The 12,436-nt window shown below is 36.4% G+C and carries 15 protein-coding genes and 1 pseudogene; 8 read left to right on the top strand and 8 right to left on the bottom strand.

The window, feature by feature from the left end:
- Positions 1 to 187: 187 nt before the first annotated feature.
- The 4 genes and pseudogenes from IL45_RS15385 to IL45_RS10245 all read right to left on the bottom strand — a co-directional run.
- A pseudogene (locus IL45_RS15385) lies at positions 188 to 292 on the bottom strand (hypothetical protein); the annotation flags it as partial.
- Positions 293 to 300: 8 nt separating this feature from the next.
- Positions 301 to 597, bottom strand: coding sequence for a GNAT family N-acetyltransferase (locus IL45_RS14820; RefSeq protein ID WP_146128641.1), 297 nt, complete (start codon positions 595 to 597; stop codon positions 301 to 303).
- Complete coding sequence (locus IL45_RS10240; protein WP_036583507.1) at positions 597 to 1,160, bottom strand: GNAT family N-acetyltransferase; 564 nt, start codon at positions 1,158 to 1,160, stop codon at positions 597 to 599. The genes IL45_RS14820 and IL45_RS10240 overlap by 1 nt, the downstream gene beginning before the upstream one ends.
- Positions 1,161 to 1,311: 151 nt before the next feature.
- The gene (locus IL45_RS10245; RefSeq protein ID WP_036583509.1) at positions 1,312 to 2,295 is read right to left on the bottom strand and encodes an HU domain-containing protein; all 984 of its coding nucleotides are present in this window, start codon (positions 2,293 to 2,295) and stop codon (positions 1,312 to 1,314) included.
- Positions 2,296 to 2,516: 221 nt separating this feature from the next.
- On the opposite strand from IL45_RS10245, the gene pheS reads away from it, so the two are divergent.
- The 4 genes from pheS (at position 2,517) to IL45_RS10265 (ending at position 5,118) form a co-directional block, all read left to right on the top strand.
- Complete coding sequence (gene pheS / locus IL45_RS10250) at positions 2,517 to 3,536, top strand: phenylalanine--tRNA ligase subunit alpha (protein ID WP_036583511.1); 1,020 nt, start codon at positions 2,517 to 2,519, stop codon at positions 3,534 to 3,536.
- 24 nt (positions 3,537 to 3,560) lie between these two features.
- Positions 3,561 to 3,956 (top strand): GTPase, encoded by a 396-nt coding sequence (locus IL45_RS10255; RefSeq protein ID WP_235183339.1) that lies wholly within the window; start codon positions 3,561 to 3,563, stop codon positions 3,954 to 3,956.
- A 2-nt stretch (positions 3,957 to 3,958) separates the two neighbouring features.
- Positions 3,959 to 4,357 (top strand): hypothetical protein, encoded by a 399-nt coding sequence (locus IL45_RS10260; protein ID WP_036583515.1) that lies wholly within the window; start codon positions 3,959 to 3,961, stop codon positions 4,355 to 4,357.
- A 179-nt stretch (positions 4,358 to 4,536) separates the two neighbouring features.
- Positions 4,537 to 5,118, top strand: coding sequence for a fasciclin domain-containing protein (locus tag IL45_RS10265; RefSeq protein WP_036583518.1), 582 nt, complete (start codon positions 4,537 to 4,539; stop codon positions 5,116 to 5,118).
- Positions 5,119 to 5,197: 79 nt separating this feature from the next.
- Here IL45_RS10265 and IL45_RS10270 read toward each other — a convergent pair whose 3' ends face one another.
- Complete coding sequence (locus IL45_RS10270; RefSeq protein WP_036583520.1) at positions 5,198 to 5,731, bottom strand: 3-hydroxyanthranilate 3,4-dioxygenase; 534 nt, start codon at positions 5,729 to 5,731, stop codon at positions 5,198 to 5,200.
- 131 nt (positions 5,732 to 5,862) lie between these two features.
- On the opposite strand from IL45_RS10270, the gene IL45_RS10275 reads away from it, so the two are divergent.
- The 3 genes from IL45_RS10275 to IL45_RS10285 all read left to right on the top strand — a co-directional run bounded on the left by IL45_RS10275 (position 5,863) and on the right by IL45_RS10285 (position 8,300).
- Positions 5,863 to 6,942 carry an isoaspartyl peptidase/L-asparaginase family protein gene (locus IL45_RS10275; protein ID WP_036583523.1) on the top strand — a complete coding sequence of 360 codons (1,080 nt, stop codon included), beginning with the start codon at positions 5,863 to 5,865 and terminating at the stop codon, positions 6,940 to 6,942.
- 85 nt (positions 6,943 to 7,027) lie between these two features.
- Positions 7,028 to 7,789, top strand: coding sequence for an exodeoxyribonuclease III (locus tag IL45_RS10280; protein ID WP_036583526.1), 762 nt, complete (start codon positions 7,028 to 7,030; stop codon positions 7,787 to 7,789).
- A 64-nt stretch (positions 7,790 to 7,853) separates the two neighbouring features.
- A complete protein-coding gene (locus IL45_RS10285; protein ID WP_036583528.1) occupies positions 7,854 to 8,300 on the top strand; it encodes a hypothetical protein in 447 nt (148 codons plus the stop codon).
- A 400-nt stretch (positions 8,301 to 8,700) separates the two neighbouring features.
- On the opposite strand, the gene yiaA is transcribed toward IL45_RS10285, so the two are convergent.
- Positions 8,701 to 9,162: an inner membrane protein YiaA gene (gene yiaA, locus IL45_RS10295; protein ID WP_036583533.1), complete on the bottom strand. Its 462-nt coding sequence runs from the start codon at positions 9,160 to 9,162 to the stop codon at positions 8,701 to 8,703.
- A gap of 150 nt (positions 9,163 to 9,312) precedes the next feature.
- On the opposite strand from yiaA, the gene IL45_RS10300 reads away from it, so the two are divergent.
- The gene (locus tag IL45_RS10300) at positions 9,313 to 10,770 is read left to right on the top strand and encodes a hypothetical protein (RefSeq protein WP_036583535.1); all 1,458 of its coding nucleotides are present in this window, start codon (positions 9,313 to 9,315) and stop codon (positions 10,768 to 10,770) included.
- On the opposite strand, the gene IL45_RS14825 is transcribed toward IL45_RS10300, so the two are convergent.
- Positions 10,771 to 11,889 (bottom strand): M23 family metallopeptidase, encoded by a 1,119-nt coding sequence (locus IL45_RS14825; protein WP_051788711.1) that lies wholly within the window; start codon positions 11,887 to 11,889, stop codon positions 10,771 to 10,773.
- Between the two features lies 1 nt (position 11,890).
- On the bottom strand, positions 11,891 to 12,424 hold the full coding sequence (locus IL45_RS10310) for a TlpA family protein disulfide reductase (protein WP_036583537.1): 534 nt from the start codon (positions 12,422 to 12,424) through the stop codon (positions 11,891 to 11,893).
- Between the last annotated feature and the right edge of the window lie 12 nt (positions 12,425 to 12,436).

Consider the following 12,436-nt stretch of genomic DNA (forward strand, 5'->3'; position numbering starts at 1 on the left):
GCCTCGCTAAATTACTCTAATAGGTTTAGTTTTTGAAAATTAATAGCTGCTTTTTTTGTTCCCATTCCTCACGAGTCTGCTTATAAATGATAAAATCCTTCTCTGCAGGATAAGAACCATAAACGGTCATTTGATTATTCAAAGCTACTTTTTGAGAACCTATATTATCTTTATGAATAACTGAGATAAGCGCATTACCAAAATCCTTATCATAACCCTTTTCAAATCCTATATTCTTAATAAATTGAGCTGCTTCACTGGTATATCCTTGCTGCCAGTATTCGGGTAAAATGGAGTAGCCTACTTCGAGTTGTTTGTATTGTCAACATCTTGAACAAGCAGTCCAGCCTGACCTATCATTTTGCCCGTTTCTTTATGAATCAACACATTCATGCCACCGGATTGCTCTTCATAACGAGTGAGTGCTTTATCAAACCATTTTTCACAGCGTTGCTGCTGGTTGAAATTCTCATCCATAGAGAGATAAGTGCCTACTTCTGGAAAAGCAAAAAGTGGCAACCATTCCTCAAAGTCATTTTCTTGCAGTAATCTAAAGGTTAACCGCTCGGTTTGTAAGTTGGGTAAGTGGTATTTCATCAGTTGCCATTCTTTTTCAACCACTCATCCCTAGATTGACTATAAACGTGAAATCGATTATCGCCAAAATCAGTAAAAGTTTTTTCTAATGTCATTCCGTTTGCTATAGCTACTTTTTCTGAATCGTGATTATCTACATGAATCATGGAAACCATTGTATTATTAAAATCTAGATCCATTTTGTGTTCAAAGGCATAATTTTTTGCAGCAACAGCAGCCTCAGTAGCATATCCTTTGTTGCGGTGACCTGGCAGTATCGAATAACCTACTTCTAGACGTGGTTCACCATCTATGTGTTGTACAAGAATGCCGCACTGACCTATCATTTTACCTGTTGTTTTATCAATAAGCGCATTAAGTCCGCCACGATTTTCTTCATATCGCAACAAGCATTTTTCAAACCAAAATGCACATAATTCAAGTGCTGTTTTATCTGCATCTAAAAAAAGAAAATGCCGATTCAAGTCAGGACTGAAAAAGGGTAGCCATGCTTCAAAATCGCTTTTTGTAATCAAGCGAAATCTCAATCGGTCTGTTTCTAGATTTACAGGAATGTACTTCATGAGATGAAGTTAATGAAAATAGACTTAAGAATCTGTTTTCATCTTAGTTCAAAGGATAAGCCTTTAATGCTGGATAAAGTGATGAGGTATCAATCTGTGCACTATTTAAAATCATTTAAGTTTTTAAAGTCAAACGTTATAAAATGAAATCTTATTTAGAAAGAGAACCAGTAAGTAACCAGGCACCTGTAAAGCCTTGCTTTCTTAAACGATACAATTCGTTAATCGCGTCATTACGATCTGCATGACTAGAGAAAGCCACATTATGTAACCCATACTTGTTCACACCTATACGTTGTGAATCATAGCCATTACGTTTAAGTTGTGCTACTTTTTTATCAGCATTTGCAGGATCTCTAAAAGCGCCAGCAACAATATGATAATTTTTAACTACAGGCGCTACTTCTAGCTCTATACTAGGCAACGGATTGCTTATCATAAAGGTAGCCTCTTGAATTTCGCGAGTAAATTCTTCATCTGCCATTTCTTGAACTGCAATATCGTTCTGAGCTTCTTGAGTGGTGTAAGTATTAAAACCTACATAGCTCAATCCTATTAATACTGCTCCTATCGCTGCATAACGCAACCACGGTGTTTTACTTGCCGCAGGAACGTGTAAAGGAACTACTGGAGTTTCTTCAACTTCTTCTTTTTGAACCGGTGGTAATTCTATAGTTGCCGCTGCAGGAACTGGAATCTTAGTTTCTACAGGTGTTCTATCCACTGCATAGGTTTCATGCGCAGTAAGCCCAAAAGCCTCTGGTAGATAATTCACTAAATACATAGGCGTAAACTGTAATGATTGTTCATCATTACGTGTAAAACGGCCTATTTTATGGATCGTTACTACTCCATTGGTATCTAGTTCGTGATCTAAAAATCGCACATAATTGCGCACTTCTTGTACCGCTTGTTGATATGGAATAGATTCTACAGTCGCTACATAATTTACTAATAATCCATCGTTTTGCTGGATTTGAGCATTAAAGCTCAGTCCTTTTTTAGGTGGATAGATGGTATGACTGCTCGCAAAATGTTGGGCTGGTACACGGCGCGATATAAACGCACCATAACCTGGCAGCACCACACACTCGTGGCGATATAATAAGTCTGATATGTAAGTAGCGATTTGCATATGACAAACCTAAAAAAATAATCAAAACCATCAAGCGCTACCGGCAACTAGTTATTAAGAAAATGAATCGTTGATGGCTAAGTGTATAATTTTGAGGAATTACGCTTTCGCGAAAGCGTGTTATTTAAAATCATTACAAATCTGTTAACGGCTATATTGCTGTTTCTACTGGTTAGTTTCCGTACTAAAATAACTAAATTTGCAACCATATAATATACACCATGCTGGACCGAGTTAAGGAACATATTGAGAAAGTAAAAAGTTTTAAGGCAGATTCTAAAGAAGCTATTGAGGCTTTTAGAATTGAATATCTAGGTAAAAAAGGTTTGTTAAATGACTTTTTTGCTGCATTTAGAGAAGTGCCTAATGAGCAAAAGAAAGATTTTGGCCAGGCGATTAATGAGCTCAAGCAAAAAGCGACTGATAAGGTAAATGCCCTAAAGGAATCTATAGAATCCAAGCAAGAAGAAGCTGGTATTTATGGTGACTTAACGCGCACAGGTTATCCTATGGAGATAGGTTCACGCCATCCTATATCGCTGGTTAAGAATCAAATTATAGAGGTGTTTTCACGTATAGGCTTTAATGTGAGTGAAGGTCCAGAAATTGAAGATGACTGGCACAATTTTACCGCATTAAACTTACCAGAACATCATCCAGCACGTGATATGCAAGACACGTTCTTTATACAGACTAATCCAGATGTGTTATTGAGAACGCACACCTCTAGCGTGCAAGTGCGTTATATGGAAAATAATAAACCGCCGATTAGAACGATATCTCCAGGTCGCGTTTTCCGTAATGAGGCTATAAGTGCTCGTGCACACTGTATTTTTCATCAAGTAGAAGGTCTTTATATTGATAAGGATGTGAGTTTTGCAGACATGAAACAGACGCTTTTGCATTTTACTCAAGAGATGTTTGGTAAGTCTAAAATCAGATTGCGACCATCATATTTCCCGTTTACAGAGCCTAGTGCAGAGATTGACATTTATTGGGGTCTTGAAAACGAGACCGATTATAGAATTACCAAAGGTACTGGATGGTTAGAGATAGGTGGATGTGGTATGGTAGATCCTGCGGTACTTACTAACTGTGGAATTGATCCAGAGGAATACAGTGGTTTTGCCTTTGGAATGGGTGTGGAACGTATTGCGATGTTGTTATACGGTATAGGTGATATTCGCATGTTTTTTGAAAACGATGTGCGTTTCTTAAAACAATTTTCTAGTACCATTTAAAAAGTGATTACTAAACTTATTTTTGTGTACAACGCAAACTCTGGTAAAATTAACTCCTTACTAGATAGTGCACATAAAATAGTGAGTCCAGACACCTATGATTGCAAATTGTGCGATCTCACTTATGGCGTTTTTAAAGAAAATGAGAAATGGTCACGCTTCCGCAAAAACTTGCTTGATACGAACCCTAATTTACAATTAGAATTTCTACATAAAGACGAGTTTGCAAAACAATACTGGTCTAAGTGGTTGCCTAAGTACAAGTTCCCAGTTGTTTTAAGTATTAGTGATGCTGTGCAAGATTACAATGATGGATTTGGTACAAACTCTGGATTAGATATATTTATAAGTACAGCAGTTTTGAATGAGCAGGAAACTATAGATCAACTTAAAGTAACGATTGAAAAACGATTAAAATAGTCATGAAAAAAGACATCATTATACCAGAAGTAAATGACGTTCACATTGCCATAATGAAAGAATGGAATGAGGACTTCTCTTCAAATGATTGGAATATTTACCTCATTAATAATAGTAAAGAAGCTATTGAATCTGTAATGGTCATGAGTCGTGGTAAGCATAGTGATGGGCGCAAGACGACTACCTTTAGGCAAGCGTTTCCTGTAGTGGCTGCAAAAAGCGCCATTAAAGTAGAGCTTATCATGGAAGAGGTTTTTTCATTTACAAATGAAATTATATTGACCTATTTTAAGGACAATAAACTTTATGATAAAACCTTTACCGCTGCACCGCATACTATTAAAGAAGATAATTTTGAAGATGTACCTATAATGGGGCAAAAAGGCATCTTGTTGAATTAAATTACATAGTTTAAAAGCTGGACCTTATCCAGTTGCCTAATTTTCACTGGTTTTCCCAAACTCTCTTAAAATGAGCTGTTTTAGGTTAATACTGAGTTAAAACGCGTTAGTTGAAAAACCAAATCGACACTAACGCAGTATATCAAGCAGTATAACACATTAACTAAAACAAAAAAACTATGAAAAAGTCAAAATTTTTTAGCCTTGCGCTCGTAGCTGTAGCCCTATTTATCGGTCAGAACTCTGTTGCCCAAGACGGAATGATGAAAAAAGAAAAAACGGTAATGGTAGGTGGAGCTGAGATGTATCCTTCTAAAAACATCGTAGAGAATGCAGTAAACTCAAAAGATCACACCACTCTTGTTGCAGCAGTTAAAGCGGCAGACCTTGTAGAAACATTATCTAGTGAAGGACCTTTCACGGTTTTTGCACCTACTAACGCAGCATTTGATGCTTTACCAGCAGGAACAGTAGATACGTTATTGAAGCCAGAAAATAAAAAAGCATTAACAGGCGTGCTTACTTACCATGTAATCGCTGGAAAATTTAGCGCTGCAGATGTAATCGCTTTAATCAAAAAGAATAACGGTAAAGCAGTAGTAACAACTGTAGCTGGAGCTGATCTAACTTTAACCATTAAAGATGGTAAAGTAGTAATCACAGACGCAAATGGTGGAATGGCTACCGTAACGATAGCAGACGTTAACCAATCTAATGGAGTAATCCACGTAGTGGACGCAGTACTACTTCCTAAAATGTAATCCCTAACTACATTTTAAGAATAAAAAACCCCAAGTGCGAGCTTGGGGTTTTTGTTGTTTTAAATATAGTCGCTGGAGATTACCCCACAAATCGCTCATCCATTTCCATAGTAGTGCCACAATTATCGCAAGTGCGCAACTCTTTACTAGTGTAAAACTCTTTAAAGCGTGGCAAGAAGTCCTTCTCTATGTTATCTAGTTTAAAGTATGTCTCATGTAGCTTGTTATTGCAGTTATCACAAAACCATAGTAATCCATCAACATCATCTTTACTAGTACGTTTGCGCTCAATAACTAGTCCTATAGAATTCTCGTGACGTACAGGAGAATGCGGTACTTTACCAGGATGCAAGTACATGTCACCAGGACCTAACTTCATGGTTTTTTTCTCGCCATCTTCTTGTATGTGAACTTCTATGTTTCCTTCTAGTTGATAGAAAAGTTCTTCAGTCTCGTTGTAGTGATAATCTTTGCGAGCATTAGGTCCAGCAACGATCATGACTATATAATCACCAGCATCTTTATATAAATTCTTATTCCCTACAGGTGGTTTTAAAGAGTCTCTATTTTCTTCAATCCACTGGTTAAGGTTAAAAGGTTTTGCAATTGCCATGTCAGTTTATTTTAAAGTATAAAGTTACAGTTTTAAGGTCGGCTTTACAATCAGTACCGGACTACATTCAACAAATTCTTAACTACCTACATCACGGCTTTTTCAGTAACTTGTAACTCAAATTACAAATCATGAAAAAAATCTTTTTTTTAATAGTAGCTATAGTTTTAATTGCCTGTCAAGAAACAGCAACAAAATCTGAAGAAGTTGTAATTCCTGAAACCCAAAAACAAACTAGTGAATTTGCCATAGTGATTCATGGTGGTGCAGGAACGATTAAAAAAGAGAACATGACACCAGAGCTGGAAAGACAGTATAACGATAAACTCACAGAAGCTGTAAAAGCAGGACATGATATTCTTAAAAATGGAGGCGATGCTATGGATGCTGTTGAGGCGAGCATACGCATCATGGAGGACTCGCCGTTATTCAACTCTGGAAAAGGAGCGGTATTTACACACGATGGTATCAACTCACTTGACGCTAGTTTTATGGATGGAAAAACACTTAATGCTGGTGCGGTCGCAGGTATTACTACGGTTAAAAACCCTATTTCGCTAGCCCGTAAAGTGATGACAGATTCTGAGCATGTGTTACTAAGTGGTAGTGGTGGAGACGCTTTCGCGAAAGCGTTACAAGATCCCAACATAGAGATTGTACCTAACAGTTATTTCTATACCGAGAACCGTTACCAGTCCTTGCAACGTGTTCTAAAAAGAGAAGCCGAAAAGGATGCGCAAAATGATAAAAAAGTAGCTCAGTTAGTACTAGAAGATCCATTTATCAAGGATTCTAAATACGGAACCGTAGGTTGTGTAGCGCTAGATAAAAATGGCAATATCGCTGCCGGAACTAGTACTGGCGGAATGACCAACAAGAAATATGGCCGCATAGGTGATTCACCCATTATAGGTAGTGGAACTTATGCAAATAATGCCACTTGCGGTGTCTCAAGCACTGGACATGGTGAGTATTTTATACGTGCGCAAGTCGCTTATGACATCAGCGCCATGATGGAATATAAAGGCATGACATTGAAAGAAGCAACTGATGCTGTGGTCCAGAAAAAGCTTGTCGATTTAGGCGGTACTGGCGGAATCGTAGCCTTAGATCATCTAGGGAACATATCCATGGAATTCAATACCGCAGGAATGTATCGTGCGACTATGAATGATAAGGATGAGTTAATTGTAGGAATGTATAAGGAATAAGTGAGATTCCGTACTTGATGCGGAATCTATTAACCCAACCAAAATGCCATTCAATTATTACCTTCGTAAAAATTAAAACTCACCTATGAAAATCATATCCTATAACGTCAACGGAATTCGTGCGGCGATGAAAAAAGATTTTATCACTTGGCTTAAAGCTGCAAATCCAGACGTGTTATGCTTGCAAGAAATAAAAGCCAATGAGGATCAAGTAGATACGGAGGCTTTTAAAGAAGCTGGATATGAATATCAATACTATTATAGTGCTCAAAAAAAGGGTTATAGTGGTGTGGCTATTATTTCTAAAACAAAACCAGATCATGTGGAATATGGAACTGGTATAGAGTCTATGGACTTTGAAGGAAGAAATTTACGAGTAGATTTTGGCGATGTGTCTATCATGAGCATGTATTTGCCTAGTGGTACAAATGATGATCGACTAAGTTTTAAGTTCAAGTACATGGAAGAGTTTCTAGAATATTCTAAAGAACTGCGTAAAGAACGACCGAACCTTATTGTTTGTGGCGATTATAATATCTGTCACAAAGCCATAGACATTCATAATCCTAAAGGACTTAAAAACACCTCTGGTTTCTTACCAGAAGAACGTGAGTGGATGGATCGATTTGTTGCTAGTGGTTTTATAGATACGTTTAGAATGTTCAACGATGAGCCAGATCAGTACAGTTGGTGGAGTTACCGTGGTGGTTCTCGCGCACGTAATAAAGGATGGCGTTTAGATTATCATATGGCTAGTGAACCATTACGTGACCGTATTCAACGAGCAGTAATTCTACAAAGTGCAGTGCATAGCGATCACTGTCCTGTTGTGGTCGAAATAGATTAAAAGAGATTGTAAGTAATAAACGCAACCTTTTAAAGTAATGAGCATCTACTTTAAAAGCAATATTATGAAATCAATAAATACAATACTTTTAATTTTATGTGTGACTTTGTTGTCATGCGATGTAGGTGATGAAGATATTAATACTAATCAGCAGGTTTGTATTAATGCATCAGACGTGATTATAGATGCCAGTAGATACGGTAACCTTAATGAAAATGTATCTATTACAGGATTATCACTTTCAGGTGATTGTTTAACCATAATAATTAGTGGTAGTGGATGTGATGGATCGTCATGGACACTAGATCTTGTAGATTCTGATGTGGTCTCTTTTTCAAGTCCTCCAGAAAGAAATCTAATTCTTGAATTCACCAATACAGAGCTGTGTACCGCAGTTTTTGAGAAGAGTTTTACTTTTGATATTTCCAGTTTACAAGTTTCAGGAAATGAAGTCCAGTTGAATTTTAATAATTCTAACACCTCATTAACGACCATAAATTACATGTATTAAAAAACGACCTCTTTTTCAAAAGGCCGTTTCCCAAACATCAAAACAGGCTTATGCGATTGCATAAGCCTGTTTTGTTAGTTAAGATTACCAATTAATAGGAGTATTAACATTACTAAATAAAAAAGGAATAAAGGAGAGCATAAAATTAATCCGGCAATTACGTTTCCATTTTTTGCACTCTTTTTTTTACTAAGAATATACAGTGATATTGTGAAGCCTATAATTGTAGAGCCAACCTGAATAATCATAACTGGCAACCGTATAGAATCGGTTATAATACTTTTAGTTTTCACAACGCCATATATTGCAATATCAATCAAACCTATAAATACTATACTAACTGATAAAAGTCCCAACAAGACCAGATAACCTCTTTTTTCAACTAACCAATCCATAATTTCTACTTCTCTTTATCATCAATAAATTTTACATCTCTCGTGTTTTTTTGTACCGCAATGGCAGCAAATAAACTAAGCGCAAATGACATCCCGTAAAAACCTTTCTCACTCAATAGTAAGTCTGCATTCCATAGTCCTATGACTAGCAACACTAACGAGGCTATGGTTACAAACCATGCAATTCCATAATACATATCTGTCACAGCCACGCCTTCTTGCTTATCTCTCACAGCCTTTTGCACTGATATGACAGAGAATAGACCAAAGAGCAAGATGACAAAATAATAGCCTTTCTCATTAAGAAGCATGTCTGCGTTCCATAACCCTATACAATAGGATACCATTCCTATAAGCAATGCGCTCCACGATGCAGCAATAAATGCTGGTGTAGGTTTGCCATTAAATGCCTCTTTTTCTTTCTTTTCAGTCTTTACGTTTACTGGATTAAATGTTTGATTTTCCATGTTGTTTGTTTTGATTGTTTGATGGTACAAATGTGCGATATATGTTCAATCGATATGAGTCAATATATTTTAGTTTCTTATGATTAAGAATATTAATTTATAATATAATACTTTTATTTACTGTATATTGGATTTATATATTCTTACGATATGAAAGAGCTTATTTTGCTAATTGATAGTATGACTAATGAAGAAAGGTTGGCTTTCTACGCTTTCGCGAAAGCGAGAAATAGAAGATCTGACGTTAAAAACATTAAGCTTTTTCAGCTTATAGAAAATGGCGTGACTACTGATCTGGCAACCCGATTATATGGTGACGAGAATCAAAATGCACTCTATGCATTAACTAAAAGACTGCGTGACAATCTGATAGATTTTACTGCGTCGCACGGTCTAGAAACAGAAAGCGATGAAGAGATGCAACTATTAAAAAATCTACTAGCTTCAAGAATATTTTTTGAGAAAGGCCTGCATAAATTAGGCTTTAAAATTCTAAAAAAGGCAATTCAAAAGGCCCATAAACTTGAGTTATATGCGTTACTTAATGAAATGTACCACACCTTATTACAACATGTTCATAAGAATCCATCAGTCCAGTTAGATCTAGTGGTTGAAGAGTACCAGAGTAACTTGAAAAACCAGCTTGCAGAGGCGCATTTAATGACGGCCTATGCGTTTATAAAAGAAGATTTACAGACTGGTGATCAAGATGTAGAAGAAGTGATAGATCGTCATTTAAAAACCTATGGAATTAAGCTAAATGCCGCTTTTGGGTTTAAGTCTTTGTATACTTTAATGACCATCGCGGTAGAGACAGCTACTATAAAAAGTGATTATTACAGCGCAGCACACTTTATGGAAGAGGCCTATCATATTGTAAATACTAAGAAAGACCTCGCTACACGTCATTTGTATTATCACATAGCTATTTTAAAGTTGATGAGTATGACATATTTCAGAAACAAAAACTTTGACAAAGCACAAGAGTTTTTAAGTTTAATGGGATCGCAATTAAAATTAGAGAATGGGAAATACATGAAAACGATGGGTGATGATTATTATCATCTAAAAGCATTAATAGAGATTTATACTGGTGAGTTGGTAAATGGTATGAAGACTTTAAGTCATATCAATCACTCAACTCCAGAGAGCGAATTGACTTCTATAATGGCGTATTTTCAAAAAGAAGATTATGCGAAGTGCAGTTTAATCATGCGCGGCCTTTCTCATAGCGATGACTTTTATGAAAAACGAGCAGGATTCAATTGGGTGATAAAACGCAATATCATAGAAATTCTCATTCTTATAGAACGTAACCAGCCTGATTTAGTAGAATCCAGAATGCGTAGTTTCAATAAAAGATATCGCAAGAGATTAATAGAGAAGAAGGAAAAGCGAGTGCTTTCTTATCTCAAATTACTACGTTTATACTATGACACACCACATCAAGTAACTACAGAAGCTTTCTATAACAAGGTAGAGAAATCATTTGACTGGATAGGAGCAGACAGAGAAGATATTTTTGTCATGAGTTTCTATGCATGGCTCAAAGCAAAGATGCAATCCAGGCCGCTATATGAAGTCACACTAGAGTTGACTAATCTATAATTATTGTTCTACTAACACACTTTTATGCATATAGCCGCTTAAACCGGCTGAGGTTCTAACATGATACCAGTTTCCGGTATTACCTATTATGGTTACAGGTGCTGTTTTTAAATCTTGAAGAATGTCACTAGAGCTTGATGGTTCAGTACGTAGATTTGCGGCAAAACCGTTTGCACGTGGATTGATGAGTTGAGGTAAGGAAATCGCGTTTGCTGGAACTTGGGTTTTCCAAATAAATGGTTTTGGATCTACAGCACTGCCGTTTTTATAGATTCCAAAATGTAAGTGTGGTGGTGTGTTTTTTGCATTTCCTGTATTCCCTACATATCCTAGTGTGTCGCCAGACCAGACCATGTCGCCTTCATTTACTATCCAATCGTCTAGGTGAGCATAATAATGTAAATAACCATTATCATAATCTTTAACCCAAACCTGTTTACCGCCTAATCCACGATTTCTGATGCTAGAAATTGTTCCATAAGTAATAGCAACTACTGGATGACCTTTAGATGCAAAAATATCATTTCCTTCATGACTACGACTGCCGCCACCTCTTGAAGCACCCCAGAAACTTTGTATAGCAGTATTATCTTTTCCTGCTACTGGAAAATTATATTGTGGTAAAGTATAAATTTTAAAATCTGTTGTGGATTCTGTTTCTAGTTTTGCCTGAAGAATGATACGGACTTTAATATTTTTATCTGATTTATAGTTTAAGATCAGACTGTCATTTTGTAATTGTGCATCTTGAAGTAAATCGCCGTCTAGATCTCTAGCTTCAAGTATCCATGAATCTTGTGAGTCGACTGTACTCATTAATACTTCACCTAGTTGTAGGTTGATAAGATAGCCTGCAGTAAATGGTTTTTGAGAAGTGGTCACAACACGTTCTGCAGTAGACTCATTAATGGTTACTTGATCTTTTGAAGCAATAGATAAAAGATTATTCCAGCGTTTTAATTTTTCCGGATTATCGTTAAAATTGCGCTCGTAAATAGTTCGTTGTGATGGTTTTAATATAAAATCAAACAATGCTGGCTTTACTGCATAGGTAATTATTACAGCTATTACAGCAATAAGGATACTTGCATAAAGCCAGTATTTTTTAATGAACTGCAAACTATAAAGATAGTAAACCGTCTATTGCAGTTATAAGATTTGGCTGTACGGGACGCATAGCGTTATCATCTATCATGCGGCCGTTCTTATCATATAACATATATCTAGGGATGCTACTTACATTTCTAAGCTGAAAAATCTTTGCTTTAGGATAATTAGTAGCAATGTAACTATGCTCAGTAAATCCTTCTTCTTGATTTGCTTTTTCCCAGGCATTTCTTTTTGTGTCAATAGATATGTAAAGAAATACGACATCTTTACCTTTATAACGCTCTTTTAGTTTTGCAGATGCTGGCATCATGACGCGACATGGTTTACACCAGCTAGCCCAATAGTCCACATAGACTACCTTTCCCTTATGCTCTTCTAGTAATGCAGCAAGATTAGTATAGGTCCCATCAGGTGACTCAAGATGTAAAATATCGTTGTCAGTTTTATCAACCTCGGTTGTTTTTACTGTTTCAACTTCCTTATCGGCAGATTTACAAGATGCAAAACTGACTAGTGTGATTAAACATAATATTCTTAAAAACATATACTTATAATT

It is taken from the genome of Nonlabens ulvanivorans, from assembly GCF_000732625.1.
GTDB lineage: Bacteria > Bacteroidota > Bacteroidia > Flavobacteriales > Flavobacteriaceae > Nonlabens > Nonlabens ulvanivorans.